We start from the raw sequence: 22,558 nt of genomic DNA, 5'->3' as shown, positions 1-22,558 counted from the left end.
TTTTTTGATCTAAAGTATACCAATTAAGTATAATTAAAAATAGGGAGGAATAAATAATGGAAAGATGTACATCAGCTGATTGTGGATTATGTGACTTTTTAGATAGTAAGCCAGAGTTGGAGACTTCTTTTAATCGGGAGCCTAAACAGTCGACTAAGTGTGGGTTTGGTAAGAAAGGAGTCTGTTGTCGTCTATGTTCTAATGGGCCTTGTCGAATTACTCCTAATTCACCTAAAGGGGTTTGTGGAGCAGATGCTGATACAATAGTAGCACGTAACTTTTTACGTCATGTAGCTGCAGGAGCAGGCTGTTATTTACATGTGGTAGAGACTACTGCTCGTAATCTAAAAGAGGTTGGAGAAGGAAATTATGCTACTGAGTTAAAAGGGCTAGATTCTTTAGATGATTTAGCTGATAAGTTAGAGGTTAAAGAAGATGACGTTAACGAAAAAGCAGTTAAGGTAGCAGATAAAGTCTTAGCCGATTTATATAAACCAAGATTTGAAGAGATGGAGTTAGTTGAGAAGTTAGGCTATGAACCAAGGGTAGAAAAGTGGAAAGAGTTAGGTATTATGCCAGGTGGAGCCAAGTCTGAGGTATTTGATGCTACAGTAAAGACTAGTACTAATTTATCAAGTGATCCAGTTGATATGTTAATGCATGTCTTAAACTTAGGAATTTCTACAGGTCTTTATGGACTTCATTTAACTAACCTATTAAATGATGTTATGTTGGGAGAGCCAGAGATTGGCCAAGATCAAGTAGGTTTTAAAGTTGTTGATGAAGATTATATCAATATTGTAGTAACTGGCCATCAACATAGTATGATTGCTCACTTACAAGATGCTTTAGTTACTGAAGAAGCTACTAAGTTGGCCAAAAAGATAGGAGCTAAAGGATTTAAGATTGTAGGCTGTACTTGTGTTGGGCAAGATTTACAGGTTAGAAGTAATCACTATAATGAAGTATTTGCTGGTCATGCAGGTAACAACTTTACAAGTGAAGCTTTATTAGCTACTGGAGGAATTGATTTAGTTGTATCTGAATTCAACTGTACAATTCCAGGTTTAGAAGATGCAGCTGAAAAATATGATGTGGATATGATAGCTATTGATGATGTAGCTAAGAAGAAGAAGGCTGAAATGATTGATTTTGCGCCTGAAAAAGCTGAAGATATTACAGAAAAGATCATGGATAAAGCTGTAGAAAGTTACGCATCTAGAAGAGGGGAAGTAGAGATTGATATTCCTAAGGACCATGGATATGATGATGTAGTTACTGGAGTTAGTGAAAAATCATTACGTAACTTCTTAGGTGGGAACTATCAACCATTACTTGATTTAATTGCTGAAGGTAAGATAAAAGGAGTAGCTGGTGTGGTAGGTTGTTCTAACCTGACTGCTCAAGGACATGATGTCTTTACAGTGGAATTAACTAAAGAATTAATTAAACGGGATATATTAGTATTGTCTGCTGGTTGTACAACAGGTGGATTAGAGAACTGTGGTTTAGTATCTCCTAGTGCGGCAGAACTTGCTGGAGATAACTTAAAAGCAGTCTGTAAAGAGTTAGGTATTCCACCAGTACTTAATTTTGGCCCGTGTCTATCAATTGGTCGGGTAGAACAAGTAGCAGTAGAACTAGCAGACGCTCTAAATGTTGATTTGCCAGAGTTACCTGTTGTTTTATCAGCTCCGCAATGGTTAGAGGAACAGGCTTTAGCTGATGGTGCTTTTGGTTTAGCTTTAGGTTTACCATTACACTTAGCTTTACCTCCATTTGTAACTGGTAGTGATTTAATAGTAGATACATTGACTAAGGACTTACCGGAGATTACTGGGGGACAGTTGATTATTGATGGTGAGGTAGAAAGTACAGCCGATAAATTAGAAGAGATTATTGTAGATAGAAGAGAAGGTTTAGGATTAGAAAAAGAGAAGTCAGCCTAATTTTAGATTAAAGCGGAGGTTTAGAACTCTTAAATTAATAGAATTGATATAGAGTAGCATTTTAGGATCCAGTTGTTAGTTGTGTGCTGTGAGCTATGGGCTAAATTAAAAATTTATTAGATTTCAAGCTACAGTGAATTTATTGTCACAAGGATGACTATAGAATGCTTAGGGATTGGGAGCTTAACAACAAGAAGGAGATTAAATTAGACTTATTGTTTTGATATTGACTTCCCAGGAGTCCTTTGGATTCTTTGTAAGAATTGCCCATGACTTACAGCCCATGACTCACGACCGATATAAAGTTAGGATTTTATATTAATACTGAGGAGGATTATAAATGAAGCGAATCTATATTGATCGGGATCTATGTGAAGCCTGTAAAAACTGTGTTTTAGCCTGTATGGCTAAAAATGATGATACAGATATTGATAGCTTAGATGTGACAGATATTAATTTGCAAAGTGCTAATGTTATAGAGCAAAAAAATAGAAGTCAACAAAACTCACCACTCTTCTGTCGTCACTGTGATGATCCTGATTGTGTGCAGGCTTGTATGTCTGGAGCTTTAACTAAAGATCCTGAGACTGGTATTGTAGATATTGACCAAGAGCAGTGTGCTGGTTGTTGGATGTGTGTTATGAGTTGTGCTTATGGAATGGTCTTTAAAGATAAGACTAGGAATGTAGCCTTCAAGTGTGACTTGTGCCAAAATGAAGAGGAACCTGCTTGTATTAGTCAGTGTCCTACAGGAGCAATTGAAGTAATTGAGGTAAAGGAGGAATCGGCCTAATGAATTACTTAATTATTGGAGCCAGTGCTGCTGGAATTAGTGCAGCTAAGAAATTACGTAAGTTAGATACAGAGGCAGAGATTACTGTTATTTCTAAAGATAAACAGGTCTACTCTCGCTGTATGCTACATCATTTGATTAGTGGAGAGCGAAATAATGAAGATCTAAGATTTATACCAGAAAACTTTTTTGAGATTAATAATATCAACTGGATACAAGGGGGAGAAGTGGTAGCTGTTGATGAAACTGAGAAATCTGTTTTATTATCTGACAATTCTAAATATTCATATGATAGATTATTAGTAGCTACTGGTTCACACCCTATCTTGCCACCAATAAAAAACCTTAAACAAGGAAATCCTGTAGTTGGATTACGTAATTTGGATGATGCCCAAAGAATTAAAGAGGAATCTGAGAATATTGATCAGGCAGTTGTCATTGGAGCTGGTTTAGTAGGTTTGGATGCGGCAGTTGGTTTACATGAAACAGGAGTTGAGGTTTCTGTTGTAGAGATGGACGATAGAATTTTACCTCGTCAACTTGACCAAAAAGCAGCAACTAGATATAGTGATAGATTAAAAGAAGAAGGAATAGAGATTATAACTAATGCTCAAGCTAGTGAAGTTATAACTAAAGAAGGGCAGGTAGCAGGATTAAAATTAGGTAATGGTCAGATAATTGATTCACAATTAATTGTAGTTGCTACTGGAGTTAAGCCTAATATAGAATTAATAGAGAATACTAATCTTAAAGTAGAGCAAGGAATTGTAGTTGATGAATATCAACAGACTAGTGTAGCTGATATCTATGCTGCTGGAGATGTTTGCCAATCTCATGAGATGTTTAGTGATGAACTATCTCTAACTCCTATCTGGCCTTTAGCAGTTAAGCAAGGTGAGACGGCTGCTTATAATATGGCTGGAATAACCAAGAAGATAACAGATAATTTTGCTTATCAAAACTCAATGCGTTTCCATGGTCTCTCTACTATTACTTATGGTTTAGTTGAAGTAGATAGTGCTGAGTATGAAGTTGAAATTAGACAGGATAAGAATAGCTATCAAAAATTAATCTTACAGGATAATAAGTTACAGGGAGCTATCTTCCAAGGAGATGTAGATGGTTCAGGGGTATATGGTAAATTGATTAAGGAACAGATTGATTTATCAGATAGATTAGATGAATTATTTAACTTATCCTATGCCGATTTCTTTAAGGAAAGAGAAAATGGTAGTTTTAGTTATACTAATAGTTGACAGTATATAATCTATAATTTATAGTTGAAATCAAAGGTAATGATGTAAAAAAATATGGGAGGTGCTTCTAGCTGATGAACAAAAGAAATTAAAGGAGAGAATTGAGAAGTTGCGTTTGAAATTGCATCAGGCAATGAAAGAGGAGGCTGAATTTAATCAAGAAGAGATTATAAAAATAAGTCAAGAATTAGATCAATTAATCTATCAGTACTGTAAAAAAGATAATAGTTAGTTAATAATCCCGGATAATTCCGGGCTTTTTTCTTTTTTGGATAAAAGATAGTACACTGGATAAAATAAAGAATAACTAAATAGAAGGAATAGAGTACATATAAGGAGAGGCCTATTATGTTCCAGATTTCTAAAGGTCAGCTAGCTGTTCTACTGATAAATATTTTGATTCCTACTGCACATATTCAGGTCTTATTTATAGCTATTAGATATGCTAAACAGGATGCTTGGTTAGCTACAACAATTGGATATCTAGTTGCTTTAGTAATTACATTTATTTCCTTGCAGTTGATTAAACTGTATCCAGATCAGAATATATTAGAATTTAGTTCAGATATTATGGGAAGTTTTTTAGGTAAGATAGTTGCTTTAGTTTTCTTTCTTTATTCTTTTTTAGTAGTTGTTTATGTATTAGAACAGTTTCAACTTTTAATGACTATTATGGTCTATCAGGAGTTTCCTCCTTTCTTCTTTAAGCTTGCTATGATTTCTTTAGTAGTTTATGCAGTAAATTTAGGAGCAGAGGTTATTTTTAGAGTCAGTGATATTATTTTTATAACAGTTATCTTGGTAACTGTTTTTGTAGGTTTTGGGTTGGTTACTGAAATTGATTTTAGTAGGGTATTTCCATTATTAGAAGAAGATATGACTAGTATTTTGCAAGGTAGTTTGATGCCTATTGTCTTTTTAGGTCAGGTTGTAATAATTCTATTCTTTGGGAATTTAACAGACAAATCCTTTAAGTTAAGTAAGACAATTAATATAGGTTTATTTGTTGGTTTTCAACTTATAATTGGCTTTGTAATTGCCAGTATATCAATTTATGGGGTAGATCTAAGTTCCCGTTTCTTATTTCCTCCTTATATGTTGACTAGATTTATTGAAGCAGGAGGAATGATTTTAAGGCAAGAGATATTCTTATTAGTTATTTGGATAGGACTGATTTTAATTCAAGCAACTGCTTTTTTTTGGATCTGTAGAGCCTCTTTAGTCAGTCTATTTAATCTAAACCATAAAAATCACTTTAGTATTCCTTTAGCAATACTAATAATAGTCTTAAGTCATATTAGTTTTAAAGGAATTGTTGATTTTCAGATTTATGTAGAGACTACTTATTCATTGATTATAGCTTCAGTTCAATTATTAGTTCCTAGTTTATTATATTTAGTTGCTTTAATAAAAGGGAAAGGAGGTAGCTAATGAAGAAAAAGAAACCATTGACTTTAGAAGAAAAGAAAGAAAAAGATCTATCTGACTTAAAAGAGAAGTATATCAGTGATGAAGACATTAATAATAGGTCTGTAGAGAAGAACCTAGAACTTAACCTAGCTTATATTGAAGGTGTTTTTGATAAAGTAAGTGATATAGTAACCAAAAAATTTAAAGTTGGTAGTCATGATGCAGCCTTAGTATATATAGGTGGTATAGTAGAGAAGACGGCAATAAATAATGTTATTCTACGCGATCTAATGATTATCTCACGTAATGATGACTTAGAGGATAGTTCAGCTCAAGTTGATTTAAAAGATCATATTAAGAATTCTTTACTCAGTCTAGGTGAGGTAACTGAGAGAAAAAAGTTTGATAATCTCTTAGAAGATTTATTAACAGGCCAGGCTATCTTATTTCTTGACAATTACGCTGTTAGTTTATCCTTGAGTATTCAAGCTAAAGAGGCTAGAGATGTAACTGATCCCAATACTGAGACAGTTGTACGTGGTCCTAGGGAAGGTTTTGTAGAAGACTTTAATACTAATATGAGTGTACTTCGCAGAAGGATTAAGACCCCTGATCTAAAGTTTGAAAGCTTTAAGCTAGGCAGAGTTAGTAAGACAGATGTAGTAATCTCTTATCTTAAGGGGGTTGCTCCAGCTGACTTAGTAGCTGAGGTACGACAACGAGTTAAAAATATAGATATTGATATGATCAATGAAAGTGGTAATATAGAGCAGCTAATCGAAGATGATCCTACATCTCCTTTTCCCCAGATGAGTTATACAGAACGTCCTGATGGAACTGCTGCTGCTTTAAATGAGGGGCGAGTAATTATTATTATTGATGGTACTCCTTATGTTTTAGTTGTTCCCTCAGTATTTATTCATTTTTTACAGTCAAATGAAGACTATTATGAAAGGTTTTTATTTCCAACTGCTATTCGAACTCTACGATTAATAGCCTTTTTTGTTGCTATGTTAGGGCCTTCTATCTATATAGCCATTACTACATACCACCAGGAGATGATTCCAACCCCTTTATTGATTAATATTGCTGCTTCACGATCTGGTGTTCCTTTTCCTGCTATTATTGAGGCCCTGTTGATGGAAGTCAGTTTTGAAGCCTTGCGTGAGGCAGGTTTGAGATTGCCTAGACCTGTTGGACAGGCAGTTAGTATTGTAGGTGCTTTAGTAGTTGGAGAATCAGCTGTTCAAGCTGGTCTGGTATCTCAAGCAATGGTTATTGTAGTTGCTCTAACAGGGATAGCTTCCTTTATTATTCCGGCTTATAATATGGGAATTGCTATTAGATTGATTAGATTTCCAATTATGTTTTTAGCCGGTAGTCTAGGTATGTTTGGAATTACTTTTGCTGTCTTAGGTCTATTGATTCATTTAGCCAGTCTACGTTCTTTTGGTGTCCCTTATTTATCTCCTGTAACTCCTCTTAATTGGTCAGGTATGAAGGATACTATATTAAAGGTACCAGAATGGATGAAGAATAAGCGTCCTACTTATATTACTAAAGAGGATGAAGAACGAATTAAGCCAAATGCTAAGCCAGCACCACCTACAAAGGATGAGAATGATGAATAAGAAAATTAAAGCTATAGTTTTATTAAGCTGTGTATTGATTAATTTAGTTGGTTGTGCAGGAAAGAGAGAGGTAGACCAGTTAGGAATTGTCAACTTAACATCGATAGATAGAAGTAAAAAGACAGGAAATTATGAAATTTCTGTTCAAATAGTCAGCCCTCAAAGAGCTGGTGGTGGTCAGGCTGAAACTCAGGTCTGGGTAGTAACTGCTACTGGAGATACTGTTATGCAAGCCAGTAAGAATTTACGAGCTAGAACCTCTAAGAGTCTGGTCTGGTTTCATAGTAATTTAATATTGATTGGAGAAGAGGTAGCCCGAGAAGGCTTAAGAGAAGTAATTGACTTTTTTGCTCGTAATCAAGAGATTAGATATAATAGCTGGGTTTTAGTGACTAAAGATAGAGCGGATAATATAATGGAGATTGCACCTCGCTTTCAAGGGTCATTGGCCCAAGAGATAATAGGAATTCTAGAAAATGCAAAAGACTGGTCTAACGCTTATGCTCTTAATCTTAAAGATATGTTAATGAGATTGGCTGATAAAAAATTAGATGAAGTAACAGCTAGAGTAACCTACTATGAGCCTTTTATTTCTCCAGAAGGTACTTATAAACAGGAAGATTTAGTAAAACAATTATCAGAAAATGATAAGAGAATAGTTGCTGTTGATACTATGGCTATCTTTAAAGATGGTAAATTACAGGGTTGGTTTACTAAAGAACAGTCTAGAGGTTATCTTTGGATTACAGGAGAGATGAAAGAAGGTACTCTAGTAGTAGATACCAATAAGAATAGAGAAGAACAGTTATCAGTTGATATTATAAATGCCCAATCTAGTTTAAAACCAGAAGTAATAGGAGATAGAGTTAAATTTAAGTTAGAAGTTAAAGCAGCAGCAGCAATTACTGAGCAGAAGACAAGTCTTGATTTAACAAAGTCCAAAAACATTATAAAAGCTCAGAAGATGATATCTGAAGAGATAAAAGATTCAATTGAAGCAGCTTTAGAAAAAGCCCAACGAGATTATAAAGCTGATGTTTTTGGTTATAGTGGTGCAGTCTATCGTAATGAACCTGATAAATGGCAACAGCTTAAAAAGAATTGGGATCAAATCTTTCCTACGGTTAAGACAGATATTAAAGTTAATGTTACAATTAAGAGATTAGGAGTTATTTCTAAGCCAATCTTAGAAGAATAGGAAAGGAACCGAAGAATGTTTAAACTAGTGCCAGTTACCTTCTTTTTTATCATTATGATTTATTGGCAGGTAAAGGATTTAGTTAACAATAGGGCCTGGAAGGATTTAGTTGTTTATTCATTATTAATGTTGGTAGGAATGGTTTATAGTTATGGGATTTTGCTGGAGCTTTCTCTGCCCAACCCAACTTTGTTCTTAAAGGGTTTATTTAAGCCACTATATGATTATATATTTAATCAATTATTAGTCTAATAAAGTAAGCAATTAGCTTAAGCTAATTGCTTACTTGCTTTTTTGGAATGGTTTCTTTAAATAGTAGACAACTAGAGTTATGATAGGAAGAAATATACCAACTATATTATTAATTGTAAGTGAAGGACCTAAGCCAAGTTCAATATGCTGAGGATATCCTTTAGCTACTATTTTAGTTAAGTAGATTAATGGTATAGGAAGTATAAGTGTTAGTTTATGATATGAGATATTAAAGAGCTGAGAAGTTCCTTTTACTCCTGCATAGACTGATAGGAATATCTTCATCATTAAAGCCAAAGTACTGATTGAAGCAATTAAGAAATCAAAATTTATGATGCTAAATTGTCCTAGTTCGCCACTTTTGATCAGTGGGAAGGTAGTTTTTTCGGCTAATTTAGGGCCTAATATCGAAAGCATAGAAATAGTATTCATAGTCAAAGTTAAAAAAGCAATAATTACAGCTATTATAAAAGATTTTTTAACTTTAGTTAGGCTAGTATCTATTTTCGGAATTATCATCATAAAGATTGCTAATTCCGCCAGTGGAAAGGCTAACATCTTTGTAAAAACTTCTTTTAGAATGGGCATAAAGCCTTTACTAAGATATGGTACTAGTTTAGTAACTCTACCAGCAACGAATATCAGGTAGATATTCGTTAGTGTTAAGTTTATTAGAATATATGGGCCAATAATTAGTGATATTCTAGTAATAGTATGTAGGTTTTGATAAGTAGCATAGATAGCTAAAATAACAGTTAATAAACTGATAATTAACATGTTACTTTTAGGTAATAGATTTTGTATAATTTGCTCTGCTAAATCTCTGATATTTCTAGTTGCTAAATAGAGAAAGAAAATAGAATAAATACTGCCTAATAACCAACCTAAATATTTACCAAAAACCTGTTGTAGAATCTGAATAAATGTTTTATCAGGGGCTATTGAATTTATTCTAGTATATAAGAGAACTAATATAATCCCTATTACCATAGAGACTAAGATAACAAAATAAGCATCTTTTTTGGCCCCAATTCCTAGGGGAAATAAGATTGAACTGCCTAAAGTAAAGATAATTATTGTTAGTATAAACTGTAGATTAGATATTTCTTTCATTTTACCACTCCATAACTAGTCCTTATATTCTATATTTTACTATTAGATAGGAAGTTATACTATTTATGTTTTTTAAAATTAAATATTAATTTAGTAAAAAATGTATTTTATATGTATAACCTCAGTTATTACTGTCAATGCTATTAATAGTAATAAATGGAAAAGGGGTGGTTTGATGAAACGGGTAGAGTTAGCAGGTTTTGAAACAAGTGATTTGCCAGTTTTATCTAATGAAGAGATGATGAGGCTATTCAAGGAATTAGAAGCTGGTAATCACGAGGCTAGACAAGATATTATCAATGGTAATTTGAGATTAGTTTTAAGTGTATTACAGAGATTTAGAAGTAATAATTATGGAATAGATGATCTGTTTCAGGTTGGATGTGTTGGTCTGATTAAGGCAGTTGATAATTTTGATATTGAACGAGGAGTTAAATTTTCTACATATGCTGTACCAATGATTATTGGAGAAGTTAAGCGGCATATTAGAGATAATAAAAGAGTAAGAGTCAGTCGTTCTTTAAGAAAGATAGCTTATCAAGCACTTAAACTAAAGGAAGAATTAAGAAATGAGAAAGGCGGCGAGCCTACTTTAGAGGAGATAGCAGATAGAATGGATGTTTCCAGAGAGAAGATAGTTCATTCTTTAGAAGCAGTTAAGAATCCTGTATCTCTATTCAAACCTGTATTCCAAGAAGAAGGAGATAGTTTATTATTATTAGATCAACTATCAGATAATGAAGATTTAGATTGGATTGAAGGGCTTAATGTTAGAGAGGCTTTGCAGGATTTAACAGCAAGAGAACAGTTTATTATTAAATTGAAATTCTATGAAGGAAAGACTCAATCTGAGATAGCAGAAAAAGTTGGTGTTTCTCAAGCCCAGATTTCTAGAATTCAAAAGAAAGCGTTACAGAAACTAAGGAAATCAGTAGAAATTGAGGAGGATATAAGATGCGCAGAGTAACAATTATCATAGGAACTAGTCTCACTTTGATCTGTCTATTATTATTAGTTAATAAAACGGCTTTTGTATTACAGGATCAAAGCTATAATCCTGATAATTTATTAAGACTTCATGTAATTGCTAATAGTAATTCTTTAGCAGATCAGCATTTGAAACGACAGGTAAGAGATGCTTTAGTAAAATCAGGTAAGAAATTATTCACTGGGGTAACTGATATAAGTCAAGCAGAAATAAAGGTTAAAACTAATTTAAAGGAGTTGACTAGGATAGCTCAACATAAAGTTAGACAAGCTGGTAAGAATTATCAAGTTGATTTAAAATTAGGGGAATATAATTTTCCGATGCGAAGTTATGGTGATATTACTTTAGCATCAGGAGACTACAAAGCTTTAAGAGTTGTAATTGGAGAGGGAAGAGGAGAGAACTGGTGGTGTGTCTTATTTCCTCCATTATGCTTTGTTGATTCAGTGGATGAAATTCCTAAAAGAAAGGTTGGCATCAAGAGCAAACAAAAACAAGTTAAGAAAGAGTTAAAAGTTGATTTTAGATTTAAGCTAGCAGAATATTTGGATAGTAAATCTAAATTTGTTAAGAATAAATTAAAATTAGGAGAGATTTTCTCTAAATCCAATTAATCCTCACTAACTGGTTCTTACCACATATACTGTGGTATAGGGAGTGAGATTATGGTAGAAAAAGTAACTGAAGTAAAAGAGAAGATGGAAAAGGTGGTTAGAAAGTATCGTAATATTCCTTATAAGCATAATGGTAGATCTTTACGAGGCCTTGACTGTTTAGGATTAGTAATTTTTGTTTACCAAGAGTTTGGAATTGATGTTCCTACTGGAGATGGAAGTTCGATTCCAGAAGATTGGTATAAAAAAGATCCAGACAGATATTTAAGAGGTCTATTGCAAATAGGGCGGTCAGTTCCATTTGAAGATTTACAAGTTCTAGATTTAGTCTATTTTAAATTGCTAGATGACATAGTCACTCATTCAGGAGTCATGATTAATGATCATGAGTTTATTCATATTTTACAAGATAGAAATGTAGAGGTTGGTACTTTAGAGCGTAGATTTTGGCGTAGGAAGATAGCAGGAGGTAGAAGAATAGTTGAGTTAGATAAGTAAGCGTGCTCTAGGCACGCTTTTTTTGTAGTAAAAAGGGTTTTAATTGTAAATTAGTGTATAGTATAATATAATGAAGTAAATAAAATAGTAAGGAATGATTCAAGGTGATGAAATTAATAGAAGAAGTTATTAATCAAGATGTTAGACTATTCTATTTCTTGCATCATAAAATAAGATGCGAATTTTTAAATTGGGTTATGCCTTGGATTACGCATTTAGGTGGTGCAGTATTTACTCTTACTTTTGGAGTATTCTTATTCTTTTTTGGGAGTAGTTCTCTACAACAAGTAGGTAGTGAAGTTTTACTATCAGTCTTAATTAGTGGTATCGTAGTACAGATTATAAAGAGGATAGTTAATCGAAAACGACCTTATAAAATTCTAGAACAGGTTAAACTGGTCAATGCACCTTTTTGTCAATATTCTTTTCCCTCTGGGCATACAACAGCTATTTTTTCTCTTGCAGTTACTATTGGATTTAACTTCCCTGATTTAAGCTTTATTAGTCAATTTTTAGCTACTACTGTAGGAATATCTCGAGCTTATTTAGGGGTTCATTATCCTTCGGATATAGTAATTGGAGCTATAATTGGTATCTATTCTTCAAGTTTGATTCATGGTGTTATATTTTAAACTTATATGTGAAAGGGTCCTGCCAAATAGGCAGGACCCTTCTTTTTAATCTTCATTTTCAAGGTAGTCACGTACAATATCAAGTGTTTCTCCAAAGCGTTGAAAATGGACTACCTCTCTTTCTCTTAAGAAACTGAGTGTATCAATTACTCCAGGGTCATTACTGAGGTCAATCAGATTTTCATATGTTGCTCGTGCTTTCTGTTCAGCTGCTAGATCATCATGTAAACTAGCAATTGGATCTTCCATAGACTGCATAAAGGATGCTGTCCAAGGAACTCCTGCTGCATCATGAGGATATATAGCTCTACCATGTTGAGTGTAGTGGGCACCAATACCTGCATCACGTAATCTTTGTACAGAAACACCTTCAGTTAACTTATAGATTAAAGTAGCAATTATTTCCCAATGGGCCAACTCCTCTGTACCAATGTCAGTTAGAGTAGCCTTTGCTTCATCAGTAGGCATAGTATATCTCTGGCTTAAGTAGCGTAATCCAGCAGATAACTCACTATCTGGTCCGCCATATTGGGCAAAAAGATATTTAGCCATTTCTAAATCAGTTCTAGCTACTTCAACAGGATATTCAAGCTTTTTCTCATAAATCCACATAGATTCTCCTCCTTTTTTAGTTAATTAAGTAGTGAGTAGTAGGTATTTAATAATTAATTTTAATTTAACTCTTCTCTTTCTAACTACTCACTACCAGTTATTGATTACTAATAATCGATTTCCCAAGGCCAAGCAGTTTCTATATAGCGCCATGGATATTCAGTAGGATGCATGGCAACTATTGGCCCATACTCATCTTGGTATTTCATTCTTAGCTCCATTAATTCTCTAACTGTTTCATTATGATCTCTAAAAGCTCTTCTATCATCAGGATGAGTATTGAGATAGAGATTGAATTCAATTGCAGTAAACTCTAAGGCCATAATACGCTTAAGCATCGCTAATTGTTCTCTAGGTAATTGCTCTCTAGCCATCATTTCACCTCCTTTAAAGTTATCTTTTCTTACGATAGGGTCTATAAAGTTCAGGGAAGATAGTACCTTTCATCAATCCTTCTTTAGGACTATAACGTCGATTATACTCCTGAAAAGGGATGTAAGCTTCAGCTAAGTCAAGATCAAGAGGATATCTGCACTGATTCTGATTATCCATCTAATCACCTCCATATAAGTCTGATATATGGTATTCAAGTAATTATATAAATGTGAAGATTTCTAATTATAAGTCACGTGGGGTTCTATTAGCCAATTTAAACCCTATAAAAATTGTTATTTTAATAGGTGACAGATAGCTATGGCACGAAAGTGCTACTTTATATCAATCAACTAGTAAACTTTGGCTGCATATTCGTTCTTCCTGTTTCAAATAATAAAGTTAGAACCATTAATGAGGGGGGAGTTTAGATGACATTAGACAATGTAAAATGTACTGTTAATAACTGCAAGTACTGGAAGAAGGAACATTGTACTGCTTCTGCTATTGAGGTTAATGTTGATGGTGGAGGAACTAGTGCTAATGAGTATGAAATGACTAACTGCCATACTTTTGAATCTAAGTAGATTTATAGTTGCCGTAGCTATATAGCTGCGGCTTTAAATTTTTTCTTGACTTTTTAATCTAAATCAAATATAATCATAAATGAACAGAGATAATCATAAACAATCACTTAGTGTAATAAATGATCAACAATAAGAAAAATAATAATCAATTATAATCATTGATTACAAAATGATTCTAATAAAGAAAATAAATTCTATTTAAGGATTTATATTAGAATTTGATTATTATTACTAACCATAACAATATTATTTCAGTGTTATCTAGTAACTTACATAAGTTATTTTGTCATATAAGTCAAATAAGATAATTGATTTATTATCAGAGATGATATTTTAAAGTATTTGCTTATATAAAATTGCTAGTATCAAATGCTTTAGTTTTTTGATAAAATTATAATTTTAATTTAGATAATTAAGGTAGTAATACCTTAGTAAATACTTATAAAATATTTAGTGAGGGGGATGTTAAAATGGCAATTTTCAGAAAGAAGAAGTTAATGTTATTGTTGTTGGTGGTTATGGGCTTAAGTTTAATGGTAGGATGTAACAATGTAAATAAATCTGCTGCTAAACCAAAGGGTGAAGTTGATGATATTGCAGAGAATATTACTGGGATGCAACATATGGGAATACCTGCAATTGATTTAGACAAGACAATCAACTTTTATAAGAAGTTAGGATTTAAAGTTGCCTTCAAGACTAAAATTAATCGTCCTGAAGGAAAGCTTGATGTAGCATTTTTAGAACAAGATGGTTTTGTAATAGAGGCTTTTCATTTTAATAATGAGGAATATTTAAATAAGATGCGTAATCGTGAGGATGGTCATATTGACCATATTGCACTTGATGTTGTAAATATTAAACAGGCTTATGCTTCAGTAAAAGATTTAGGTTATGAAGCTTTAGGTGGTAAGATTGACGGTATCTCTGCTTTCCATGAAAATGGTGCTAAATTCTTTACTATTAGAGGACCTAATGATGAAAAGGTTGAATTTTGTGAAATTTTAAATAGTTCTGAATCAGATACAAACTCTGATATGAGTATTGCAGAAAATGTTACTGGATTACAACATATTGGAATACCTACAATTGATTTAGAGGAAACAATCAATTATTATAAGAAGTTAGGATTTAAAGTTGATTCAAAGGTTAAAATTGAGCGTCCTGAAGGAAAACTTGATGTAGCATTTTTAAAACAAGATGACGTTGTAATAGAGAGCTATCATTTTAATGATGAGAAGTTATTAGAACAGGTACGTAATCGTGGTAATGGTCACATTGATCACTATGCGCTTGATGTGGTAGATATTGAAAAGGCCCACTCTTCAGTAAAAGATTTAGGTTATAAGATGATAGGAGATAAGATTGATGGAATCTCTGCTTTCCATGGTAAAGGTGTTCGATTCATTAATACTAAAGGACCTAATAACGAAACTATTGAATATAATGAACTAAGATAAATATCAAATATTAGATTGATTTACTGAAAGAGGCATTGCTTAAGCAATGCCTCTTTTGTTATGTATACCTTATAAATTATAGATGAATAGATAAGAGTTTTTCACCATTCTAAGGTGTAATGGTCAATAATTGCCGAGGTTTATTGTGGAGTAGAGATGGAACTTTAGGTATGAAATAATAGAAAAAATTGAAAGTTTAATAAACTTGGTGGAAGTATAAGCTGAGTGAACTAAGGGTAAACTTAGAGATGTGTTTATGAATACTAATATCATTTTTTAAATTTTTTCTTGACTTTTTAACACAAACCAAATATAATCATAAATGAACAGAGATAATCATAAACAATCAATATAAGACAATGAATAAGCATTAAAAATAAAATTATTAATCAATTATAATCAAAGGGTTAAAAAACATTCACAATTTGTATAAGATTATAAGTAAATAATCAGAGGTGATAAAAATGTTAGCTGAGGAGAGAAGAACTAAGATATTAGATTTGATCAATCATGATAACTCAGTAAAAGTAAAAGAATTATGTGATAAATTTGAGGTTTCAGGTTCAACAATTCGACGTGATTTAAAGAAACTAGAAGATAGAGAGCTAATTGCAAGAACTCATGGAGGAGCAGTTGCTAAAGAAGATTCAAATCTTGAACCTTCTTTTATGGAAAAGGAGCATGAGCATACACAAGCTAAATCATTGATTGGTAAGAAAGCAGCAGAATTAGTTGATGATGGAGATACTATTATTTTGGATGCTGGAACGACTACAACTGAAATGGCTAAATCTTTGACTGAACATCAAGATTTAACAATTGTTACTAATGGAGTCAATATTGCTTTAGAATTGGCTGATAGTTCTCATGAAGTTATTCTACCTGGAGGAAATTTAAAGAAGAATACTTTGGCTTTAGTTGGCCCGGCTACTGAGAATTATCTCCAACATCTACATGCAGATAAAGTATTCTTAGGGGCCAATGGTATTGATTTAGAAACTGGTGTAACTACTCCAGACTTGGTAGAAGCAAATGTTAAAGGTAAGATGGCTAGTAAGGCAAAAGAAGTAATTGTCCTAGCTGACAAAAGTAAATTTGAACAGGTTACTTTAGTTAAAGTGTTAGATATTGCTAACGTAAGTAAAATTATAACCAATACCGAGATAGATAGAGAAATATTAAATAAGTTTGCAACTGTAACTGATATTCAATTGGCAGGGGAGGTGAAATAATGATTATAACTGTTACTCTAAATCCTGCTTTAGATAAGACAGTACATCTGGCCAATTTTAAACTAGGTAAATTGAATCGAATAGATAAGGTAAGACAAGACCCTGGTGGTAAAGGGATTAATGTTTCTAGAGTAGTAGCTGAGTTAGAAGAAGAAACAGTTGCTCTAGGCTTTTTAGGTGGCAGTAGCGGTCAATTTATTGCTAATTGCTTAGATGAGTTAGATATTAAACATCAGTTTACTTGGTTAGATGGAGAAACTAGAACTAATATGAAGATGATTGATATTGCTACTGATGAAGAAACAGAAATTAATGAGCCAGGTACTCAAGTTAAACAAGAAGACTTAAATAAGTTAGAAGATAATCTATTAGAGATCGTTGGAGCTGATGATTTTGTAGTTTTAACTGGTAGTTTACCTCCTGGTACTCCAGATGATATATATGCTGAATTAATTAACATGATTAAGCAGACAGAAAGTAAAGTGATTTTAGATACATCAGGTCAGCCTTTGTTTGAAGGGCTTAAGGCTAAGCCATATTTAGTTAAACCTAATATAGAAGAGTTGGAGACACTAATGGAAAAGAGTTTAGATTCTACAACTGAAGTAATAGAGGCTGGTCAAAAACTACAACAACAAGGTGTTGAAGTTGTAGTAATTTCTTTAGGTGGAGATGGATCACTAGTAATCAGTGAGCAGAGTGTTATTCAAGTAAAGCCTCCTAAAGTGGAAGTGGCAAGTACTATAGGTGCTGGAGATACTTTAGTAGGAGCTTTAGCAGTTAAGTTAAGTCAAGGGGAGTCAATCAAAGAGGCAATTAGATATGCTACAGCAGCTAGTGCTAATAGTGTGACCCAAGCGGGAACTCAATTATGTAAGAAAGAAGAAATTAATAATTTATTAGATAAAGTAAATATTAATAGATTATAATAGCACTAAAGAGGAGGAATAAAGATGAAAATTAGTAGTTTATTAACTCAAGATTTAATTAAATTAGATTTAGAATCTCAGACTAAAGATGATGTATTACAAGAGATGGTTGATCTATTAGATCAAGCAGGTAAAGTAACTTCTAATAAAGAGTTTTACCAGACTATTCTAGAAAGAGAAGAGAAGGGATCTACTGGTGTTGGTAATGGAGTAGCTATTCCTCATGGTCAAGATGATGTAGTAACTGAACCTTCTCTTGTCTTTGCTAAATCTAGGGAAGGAGTTGATTTTAAAAGTCGTGATGATAAGCCAGCAAAGATCTTCTTTATGATTGCAGTACCTAAAGGTGGTTCTGCTGATCATCTTAAAGTATTATCTAACTTATCTCGTAAGTTGATGCATGAAGATTTTAGACAAGAACTGTTGGGAGCTGAAACTAAAGAAGAATTACTAGAAGTAGTAGAAGAGCATGAATAATTAAAAAATTTGAGGAGGGAAAAGTATGAAAAAGATATTAGCTGTAACTTCTTGTCCTACTGGTATAGCTCATACTTTTATGGCAGCTGAAGCTTTAGAAGAGGCAGCCAAGAAGAAAGACCTTGACATTAAAGTTGAGACTAGAGGGGCTGAAGGGGTAGAAAATGAACTGACAAGTCAGGACATTCAAGAAGCAGAAGCAATCATTGTAGCTGCTGATACAGATGTAGAGACTGCTAGATTTAAAGGTAGACCAGTTGTATCAGTAGGAGTAGGAGATGCAATTGATGATGCTGAAGGATTAATTGATGAAGCTTTAACTAAAGCGGATAATTTTGATGCATCAGAACAAGATCTTGTATCTGATGTGAAAGAACATAAGTCGGATCGTAGTTCTGAAAGAACAGGCGTTTATAAGCACTTAATGAATGGTGTCTCACGAATGATTCCATTTGTAGTAGCTGGTGGTCTAGCAATTGCTTTATCTTTTGCTTTTGGAATTAAAGCTTTCGAACAAGAAGGTACATTGGCTTCAGCTCTAATGACAATCGGTGGAGGCTCAGCTTTTGCTTTAATGGTTCCAATTCTGGCGGGTTTCATTTCTAGCTCTATTGCTGATAAGCCTGGTTTGGCTCCTGGTATGATTGGTGGTATGTTGGCTTCTAAGACTGGTGCTGGTTTCTTAGGCGGTATAATTGCTGGTTTCTTAGCTGGTTATGTTACTAAGTTTCTTAAAGATAATATTAAATTGCCTGCCTCCTTTCAAGGCTTAAAACCAGTTTTAATCTTACCATTATTATCAACCTTGACTGTTGGCCTATTAATGATATTTGTAATTGGTGGACCAGTTAAGTCTATTATGGATGGTCTAAAAGCTTGGTTAGAAGGTATGACAGGTACTAATCGAGTTTTATTAGGAGTTATTTTAGGAGCTATGATGGCCTTTGATATGGGTGGCCCAGTTAATAAAGCTGCTTATGCATTTGCTACTGGTTTAATAGCTTCTGAAGCAAGTACAGGCCCTATGATTATGGCTGCTGTAATGGGAGCAGGAATGGTTCCACCATTAGGACTTGCATTAGCTACTTTCATTGCTCCTAATAAGTTTGATGAGCAACAAAAAGAGGCTGGTAAAGCGGCAGCAGCATTAGGAATTTCCTTTATTACCGAGGGAGCTATTCCTTTTGCAGCAGCTGATCCAATTAAGATTATTCCATCAATTATGGCTGGTTCTGCTGTAACTGGTGCTTTATCTATGTTATTCAAGGCAACTCTACAAGCACCGCATGGTGGTATCTTTGTGCTAGCTATTCCTGGTGCAGTAAGTAATGTATTAATGTATGGTGCATCAATTATTGCTGGTGCAGTAGTAACAGCAATATTGGTTAGTACTCTAAAAGATAATGTAACTGAATCTGAAGAAAAGACTGCTACAGCTTAATTAAAAAATTAAAAGTAACTACACCTATAAACCACCTAGTTAATTCTAGGTGGTTTTTTATTTGTAATCTATTTCCGGATTAAACCGGAAACTATTGTTGCTTATAAAGCCTATGATTTCAAGGGGTTATGTGATATGATGTAGGTGTAGATGATAGAGATGGTTAGTTGATTTCCACACTGCTATCAAGTTATGAGGTGGGAGGAATAATGAAGTTACCTAATAAAAGAAGTGGAAAAATATTAAGGATATTGCTTAATAGAGAAGAATCAATAGTTATTAAAGAATTAGCAACAGAATTTGATGTATCTACTAGAACAATTAGAAGTGATTTAAATAAGTTAGAACAGTGTTTGGAAGAAAGAGAGGTTGAATTAATAAAAAGACCCAGAGTTGGAGTTTGGTTAGAGGGTGATGATATTCAGAAAGCAGCATTAGAGAGAAAATTATTTGAAGTTAGTGACTTTCAAGAGTCTTTATCTCCAGTTAGGAGACATAAATATATTTTGAAATGTTTATTACAAACAGATTACAAATATACAATTCAGTCATTAGCTGAAGAGCTATATGTAAGTAGAGCAACTATATATAAAGATATAGAAAAAGTTACAGATTGGTTAGCCCAATATAATTTATCATTAGAACGAAGAAGAAATTATGGTATTGAAGTCAAAGGTACTGAGAAGAATTGGCGTAAAGCAGTAGCCGATTTATTAGCTGAACTTAAAGATGATCAAGAGTTAAAAGAAATTCTAGAAGAAGAAACAAGTATAGAGTTAGATAGTAGAATAGATAGTCAGACATATCAGCAGTTAAAGGGGTTATTTAATAATATTAACTTTAGACAGATTGAAAAAATCTTAAAAGAGGCAGAATCTGAATTAGAATTTTTATTTACAGATGAGGCTCTTGTAGGATTGATAACCCATATAGCTATTAGTGTAGAGAGGTTAACTAAAGATAAAGATATTAAGATGGATAAAGGACAGTTAAGTAACTTACAAGAAAAAGAAGAATTTAAAGTAGCAGAGTTTATAGCGGAAAAATTAGAACAGAAATTGAATATAGAACTTCCAATAGCAGAGATAGGTTATATTTCTCTTCATATCTTAGGGGCCAAATTACAACAGAATATCCAGACTACGAATATAACTGATGTTTTAGATAATGCCGACCCTAAAGTAATAAGAATTGCACAAGAAATTATCTCTATAACAGAGGAAGTATTAGATGTAGAGTTGACAGGCGATGATCAATTGCTAGTTGGGTTGGTTTTACACTTAAGACCTGCTATTAATCGTTTGAAGTATGGAATGAATTTAAGAAATCCATTATTAGACAGGATAAAAGCTGATTATCCTAGTGTATTTGGAGCTGCTTGGGCTACAAGTATAGTATTTGAACGCCACTTAGGAATTAAAGTTAATGAGGAAGAAATAGGTTATATTGCTTTACACTTAGGTGCTGCTTTAGAAAGAGTTAGTAAAGAGCTAAAGGCCATTATTGTCTGTGGTAGTGGAATTGGAACTTCACAATTGGTAGCTAGTAGATTAGCTAAGAGTCTATCAGGATTAGAAATAATTGATATGGTAGCAGCACATGAGCTAAAGAATAGAGATTTGGCCCAGGTAGATATTATCATCAGTACTATTCCATTAGCAGATTTATCTCAACCAGTAGTACAAGTAAGTCCTCTAGTGACTAAGAATGATATTAATTTAATTAAAGATAAGGTTAATTATATTTTACAAGATAAACAGAAACAAAAGTTTAACTTAGATTCAAAAGAACAAGGTATTAATACTTTATTCAGAAATGAACTAATATTTATTGATTTAGATTTATCTACTAAAGAAGAAGTTATTGATTTTTTAAGTAATAAATTATTGAAAGAAGAAAAAGTAAAACCAGAATTTATTCAATCAGCTTTAGATAGAGAAGAGATGACTTCAACAGGGGTAGGAAATAAAGTGGCTATCCCACATGGTAAAGAAGATTATGTTTTAGATTCTCAAATAGCTATTGCTACTTTAGAGCAGTCAATTGATTGGGGAACTGAGAAAGTTGAGGTTGTCTTTATGTTGGCTCTCAAAAATCAAGAATCTAAAGTCTTCTTTAATCATTTTCACAGAATTATTGATAATCAAGAAATTTTGAAAAAATTAAAAGAAACTCAAAGCAAGAAGAAAATAAAAGAAATTATATCAACAGAAGGGTGATTAAAATGGGTGAATTAATCAATGAAAATTTAATTGAGTTTGGTTTAAAAGGACAAACTAAAGAAGAGATAATTAAATCTTTAGCTGAGCTAATTAATGAGACTGGTAATCTTGAATCCTTAGATGATTATTATAAAACTTTATTAGAGAGAGAAGAAAAGGCTAGTACTGGAATTGGAAATGAAATTGCAATCCCTCATGGCAAGTCAAATAGTGTTAAGGAACCTACAATTGCTTTTGCTAGGTTAAAGGAAGGAGTTAGCTGGGAGGCGATTGATGATCAGTCTGTAAAATTAGTCTTTCTACTGGCTATTCCAGAAGAAAGTAAATCAGATGGTCACTTAAAGATTCTAGCTACTTTATCTAGGAATCTATTAAATGATGAATTTAAGAAGAACTTAATGACAGCTGATACAAAAAAAGAAGTCAATCAAATCTTAACTAAGATGTTTAAATAATTATAAGAGGAGTGATAATGATGAAAATTCTAGCAGTTACAGCTTGTCCTACAGGGGTAGCTCATACCTATTTAGCAGCTGAATCATTAGAGAAAAGTGCTGAGGAAAAAGGAGTTAATATTAAGGTAGAAACACAAGGTTCTGTAGGAATTGAGAATGAGATTACTGAACAGGATGTAGAAGAAGCAGTAGCAGTTATTATAGCTTCAGATATTAACATTTCTAAGCCAGAAAGATTTGAAGGAAAACCTAAATTGAAACTCGAAGTACAGAAGGCAATTAAACATTCAGATCAGATTATAGACAAGATAATTCAAAATTTCGAGGAATAGAATTTCAAATAAAATAATGTGTTTTATTGTGATTCATAGGACTCTCTCCTTTCTAGAGGTTATAGTGAATGAACAAAACTATTATACTCCATGAGAGGAGAGGGT

At 33.1% G+C, this 22,558-nt stretch carries 24 protein-coding genes; 20 read left to right on the top strand and 4 right to left on the bottom strand.

Annotated elements, in window-relative coordinates; all coding sequences use genetic code 11:
- Nucleotides 1-56 precede the first annotated feature (56 nt).
- From cooS to ACYQ39_RS07560, 7 genes are all read left to right on the top strand, one after another.
- Entirely contained in the window at nt 57-1,949 is a 1,893-nt protein-coding gene (cooS, locus tag ACYQ39_RS07590; protein ID WP_459841797.1) for an anaerobic carbon-monoxide dehydrogenase catalytic subunit, read from the top strand.
- A gap of 340 nt (nt 1,950-2,289) precedes the next feature.
- The gene (locus ACYQ39_RS07585) at nt 2,290-2,742 is read left to right on the top strand and encodes a 4Fe-4S dicluster domain-containing protein (RefSeq protein ID WP_459841795.1); all 453 of its coding nucleotides are present in this window, start codon (nt 2,290-2,292) and stop codon (nt 2,740-2,742) included.
- Nucleotides 2,742-3,998, top strand: coding sequence for an NAD(P)/FAD-dependent oxidoreductase (locus ACYQ39_RS07580; protein ID WP_459841793.1), 1,257 nt, complete (start codon nt 2,742-2,744; stop codon nt 3,996-3,998). Before ACYQ39_RS07585 ends, ACYQ39_RS07580 begins: the two co-directional genes overlap by 1 nt.
- 61 nt (nt 3,999-4,059) lie before the next feature.
- Entirely contained in the window at nt 4,060-4,230 is a 171-nt protein-coding gene (locus ACYQ39_RS07575; RefSeq protein ID WP_459841790.1) for an aspartyl-phosphate phosphatase Spo0E family protein, read from the top strand.
- A 116-nt stretch (nt 4,231-4,346) separates the two neighbouring features.
- Entirely contained in the window at nt 4,347-5,429 is a 1,083-nt protein-coding gene (locus tag ACYQ39_RS07570; protein ID WP_459841788.1) for a GerAB/ArcD/ProY family transporter, read from the top strand.
- A complete protein-coding gene (locus tag ACYQ39_RS07565) occupies nt 5,429-7,039 on the top strand; it encodes a spore germination protein (protein ID WP_459841786.1) in 1,611 nt (536 codons plus the stop codon). The genes ACYQ39_RS07570 and ACYQ39_RS07565 overlap by 1 nt, the downstream gene beginning before the upstream one ends.
- A complete protein-coding gene (locus tag ACYQ39_RS07560) occupies nt 7,032-8,237 on the top strand; it encodes a Ger(x)C family spore germination protein (protein WP_459841784.1) in 1,206 nt (401 codons plus the stop codon). The genes ACYQ39_RS07565 and ACYQ39_RS07560 overlap by 8 nt, the downstream gene beginning before the upstream one ends.
- Nucleotides 8,238-8,519: 282 nt before the next feature.
- On the opposite strand, the gene ACYQ39_RS07555 is transcribed toward ACYQ39_RS07560, so the two are convergent.
- Nucleotides 8,520-9,602 carry a GerAB/ArcD/ProY family transporter gene (locus tag ACYQ39_RS07555; RefSeq protein WP_459841782.1) on the bottom strand — a complete coding sequence of 361 codons (1,083 nt, stop codon included), beginning with the start codon at nt 9,600-9,602 and terminating at the stop codon, nt 8,520-8,522.
- 175 nt (nt 9,603-9,777) lie between these two features.
- On the opposite strand from ACYQ39_RS07555, the gene ACYQ39_RS07550 reads away from it, so the two are divergent.
- The 4 genes from ACYQ39_RS07550 to ACYQ39_RS07535 all read left to right on the top strand — a co-directional run bounded on the left by ACYQ39_RS07550 (nt 9,778) and on the right by ACYQ39_RS07535 (nt 12,334).
- On the top strand, nt 9,778-10,569 hold the full coding sequence (locus ACYQ39_RS07550; RefSeq protein WP_459841780.1) for a SigB/SigF/SigG family RNA polymerase sigma factor: 792 nt from the start codon (nt 9,778-9,780) through the stop codon (nt 10,567-10,569).
- On the top strand, nt 10,557-11,204 hold the full coding sequence (gene spoIIR / locus ACYQ39_RS07545; protein ID WP_459841778.1) for a stage II sporulation protein R: 648 nt from the start codon (nt 10,557-10,559) through the stop codon (nt 11,202-11,204). The genes ACYQ39_RS07550 and spoIIR overlap by 13 nt, the downstream gene beginning before the upstream one ends.
- A gap of 51 nt (nt 11,205-11,255) precedes the next feature.
- Nucleotides 11,256-11,702 (top strand): C40 family peptidase, encoded by a 447-nt coding sequence (locus tag ACYQ39_RS07540; RefSeq protein ID WP_459841776.1) that lies wholly within the window; start codon nt 11,256-11,258, stop codon nt 11,700-11,702.
- Between the two features lie 107 nt (nt 11,703-11,809).
- Complete coding sequence (locus ACYQ39_RS07535; RefSeq protein WP_459844303.1) at nt 11,810-12,334, top strand: phosphatase PAP2 family protein; 525 nt, start codon at nt 11,810-11,812, stop codon at nt 12,332-12,334.
- A gap of 45 nt (nt 12,335-12,379) precedes the next feature.
- Here ACYQ39_RS07535 and ACYQ39_RS07530 read toward each other — a convergent pair whose 3' ends face one another.
- The 3 genes from ACYQ39_RS07530 to ACYQ39_RS07520 all read right to left on the bottom strand — a co-directional run bounded on the left by ACYQ39_RS07530 (nt 12,380) and on the right by ACYQ39_RS07520 (nt 13,498).
- Nucleotides 12,380-12,946, bottom strand: coding sequence for a manganese catalase family protein (locus ACYQ39_RS07530; protein ID WP_459841775.1), 567 nt, complete (start codon nt 12,944-12,946; stop codon nt 12,380-12,382).
- A gap of 107 nt (nt 12,947-13,053) precedes the next feature.
- Nucleotides 13,054-13,320, bottom strand: a complete 267-nt coding sequence (locus ACYQ39_RS07525) for a spore coat protein CotJB (protein ID WP_459841773.1) — start codon at nt 13,318-13,320, stop codon at nt 13,054-13,056.
- Nucleotides 13,321-13,339: 19 nt separating this feature from the next.
- The gene (locus ACYQ39_RS07520; protein WP_459841771.1) at nt 13,340-13,498 is read right to left on the bottom strand and encodes a spore coat associated protein CotJA; all 159 of its coding nucleotides are present in this window, start codon (nt 13,496-13,498) and stop codon (nt 13,340-13,342) included.
- A 251-nt stretch (nt 13,499-13,749) separates the two neighbouring features.
- Here ACYQ39_RS07520 and ACYQ39_RS07515 point away from each other — a divergent pair, with 251 nt between their 5' ends.
- The 9 genes from ACYQ39_RS07515 (at nt 13,750) to ACYQ39_RS07475 (ending at nt 22,453) form a co-directional block, all read left to right on the top strand.
- The gene (locus tag ACYQ39_RS07515) at nt 13,750-13,905 is read left to right on the top strand and encodes a DUF1540 domain-containing protein (RefSeq protein WP_459841769.1); all 156 of its coding nucleotides are present in this window, start codon (nt 13,750-13,752) and stop codon (nt 13,903-13,905) included.
- 470 nt (nt 13,906-14,375) lie between these two features.
- The gene (locus ACYQ39_RS07510; protein ID WP_459841767.1) at nt 14,376-15,365 is read left to right on the top strand and encodes a VOC family protein; all 990 of its coding nucleotides are present in this window, start codon (nt 14,376-14,378) and stop codon (nt 15,363-15,365) included.
- A gap of 464 nt (nt 15,366-15,829) precedes the next feature.
- A complete protein-coding gene (locus ACYQ39_RS07505) occupies nt 15,830-16,597 on the top strand; it encodes a DeoR/GlpR family DNA-binding transcription regulator (RefSeq protein ID WP_459841765.1) in 768 nt (255 codons plus the stop codon).
- Complete coding sequence (gene pfkB, locus ACYQ39_RS07500) at nt 16,597-17,526, top strand: 1-phosphofructokinase (RefSeq protein WP_459841763.1); 930 nt, start codon at nt 16,597-16,599, stop codon at nt 17,524-17,526. Before ACYQ39_RS07505 ends, pfkB begins: the two co-directional genes overlap by 1 nt.
- 24 nt (nt 17,527-17,550) lie before the next feature.
- Complete coding sequence (locus ACYQ39_RS07495; RefSeq protein WP_459841761.1) at nt 17,551-18,003, top strand: PTS sugar transporter subunit IIA; 453 nt, start codon at nt 17,551-17,553, stop codon at nt 18,001-18,003.
- 25 nt (nt 18,004-18,028) lie between these two features.
- The gene (locus ACYQ39_RS07490) at nt 18,029-19,444 is read left to right on the top strand and encodes a PTS fructose transporter subunit IIC (protein ID WP_459841759.1); all 1,416 of its coding nucleotides are present in this window, start codon (nt 18,029-18,031) and stop codon (nt 19,442-19,444) included.
- 209 nt (nt 19,445-19,653) lie between these two features.
- The gene (locus ACYQ39_RS07485; protein ID WP_459841757.1) at nt 19,654-21,663 is read left to right on the top strand and encodes a BglG family transcription antiterminator; all 2,010 of its coding nucleotides are present in this window, start codon (nt 19,654-19,656) and stop codon (nt 21,661-21,663) included.
- Nucleotides 21,664-21,668: 5 nt separating this feature from the next.
- Nucleotides 21,669-22,121 (top strand): PTS sugar transporter subunit IIA, encoded by a 453-nt coding sequence (locus tag ACYQ39_RS07480; RefSeq protein WP_459841755.1) that lies wholly within the window; start codon nt 21,669-21,671, stop codon nt 22,119-22,121.
- 20 nt (nt 22,122-22,141) lie between these two features.
- Nucleotides 22,142-22,453 (top strand): PTS fructose-like transporter subunit IIB, encoded by a 312-nt coding sequence (locus ACYQ39_RS07475; RefSeq protein WP_459841753.1) that lies wholly within the window; start codon nt 22,142-22,144, stop codon nt 22,451-22,453.
- Nucleotides 22,454-22,558: the final 105 nt, after the last annotated feature.

The sequence above is a fragment of the Halanaerocella petrolearia genome (genome assembly GCF_054657875.1).
This window is presented reverse-complemented; position numbering and strand designations above follow the sequence as displayed.

Excerpts from the sequence above, each read along its gene's own strand:
- ACYQ39_RS07515 (WP_459841769.1), top strand. The coding sequence starts at position 13,750 with ATGACATTAGACAATGTAAAATGTACTGTTAATAACTGCAAGTACTGG.
- ACYQ39_RS07530 (WP_459841775.1), bottom strand. The coding sequence starts at position 12,946 with ATGTGGATTTATGAGAAAAAGCTTGAATATCCTGTTGAAGTAGCTAGA.
- ACYQ39_RS07555 (WP_459841782.1), bottom strand. The coding sequence starts at position 9,602 with ATGAAAGAAATATCTAATCTACAGTTTATACTAACAATAATTATCTTT.
- ACYQ39_RS07535 (WP_459844303.1), top strand. The coding sequence starts at position 11,810 with ATGAAATTAATAGAAGAAGTTATTAATCAAGATGTTAGACTATTCTAT.
- pfkB (WP_459841763.1), top strand. The coding sequence starts at position 16,597 with ATGATTATAACTGTTACTCTAAATCCTGCTTTAGATAAGACAGTACAT.
- ACYQ39_RS07485 (WP_459841757.1), top strand. The coding sequence starts at position 19,654 with ATGAAGTTACCTAATAAAAGAAGTGGAAAAATATTAAGGATATTGCTT.
- ACYQ39_RS07565 (WP_459841786.1), top strand. The coding sequence starts at position 5,429 with ATGAAGAAAAAGAAACCATTGACTTTAGAAGAAAAGAAAGAAAAAGAT.
- ACYQ39_RS07570 (WP_459841788.1), top strand. The coding sequence starts at position 4,347 with ATGTTCCAGATTTCTAAAGGTCAGCTAGCTGTTCTACTGATAAATATT.
- ACYQ39_RS07505 (WP_459841765.1), top strand. The coding sequence starts at position 15,830 with ATGTTAGCTGAGGAGAGAAGAACTAAGATATTAGATTTGATCAATCAT.
- ACYQ39_RS07585 (WP_459841795.1), top strand. The coding sequence starts at position 2,290 with ATGAAGCGAATCTATATTGATCGGGATCTATGTGAAGCCTGTAAAAAC.
- ACYQ39_RS07475 (WP_459841753.1), top strand. The coding sequence starts at position 22,142 with ATGAAAATTCTAGCAGTTACAGCTTGTCCTACAGGGGTAGCTCATACC.
- ACYQ39_RS07490 (WP_459841759.1), top strand. The coding sequence starts at position 18,029 with ATGAAAAAGATATTAGCTGTAACTTCTTGTCCTACTGGTATAGCTCAT.
- ACYQ39_RS07480 (WP_459841755.1), top strand. The coding sequence starts at position 21,669 with ATGGGTGAATTAATCAATGAAAATTTAATTGAGTTTGGTTTAAAAGGA.
- ACYQ39_RS07510 (WP_459841767.1), top strand. The coding sequence starts at position 14,376 with ATGGCAATTTTCAGAAAGAAGAAGTTAATGTTATTGTTGTTGGTGGTT.
- ACYQ39_RS07540 (WP_459841776.1), top strand. The coding sequence starts at position 11,256 with ATGGTAGAAAAAGTAACTGAAGTAAAAGAGAAGATGGAAAAGGTGGTT.
- ACYQ39_RS07550 (WP_459841780.1), top strand. The coding sequence starts at position 9,778 with ATGAAACGGGTAGAGTTAGCAGGTTTTGAAACAAGTGATTTGCCAGTT.
- cooS (WP_459841797.1), top strand. The coding sequence starts at position 57 with ATGGAAAGATGTACATCAGCTGATTGTGGATTATGTGACTTTTTAGAT.
- spoIIR (WP_459841778.1), top strand. The coding sequence starts at position 10,557 with ATGCGCAGAGTAACAATTATCATAGGAACTAGTCTCACTTTGATCTGT.
- ACYQ39_RS07525 (WP_459841773.1), bottom strand. The coding sequence starts at position 13,320 with ATGGCTAGAGAGCAATTACCTAGAGAACAATTAGCGATGCTTAAGCGT.
- ACYQ39_RS07495 (WP_459841761.1), top strand. The coding sequence starts at position 17,551 with ATGAAAATTAGTAGTTTATTAACTCAAGATTTAATTAAATTAGATTTA.
- ACYQ39_RS07580 (WP_459841793.1), top strand. The coding sequence starts at position 2,742 with ATGAATTACTTAATTATTGGAGCCAGTGCTGCTGGAATTAGTGCAGCT.
- ACYQ39_RS07560 (WP_459841784.1), top strand. The coding sequence starts at position 7,032 with ATGAATAAGAAAATTAAAGCTATAGTTTTATTAAGCTGTGTATTGATT.
- ACYQ39_RS07520 (WP_459841771.1), bottom strand. The coding sequence starts at position 13,498 with ATGGATAATCAGAATCAGTGCAGATATCCTCTTGATCTTGACTTAGCT.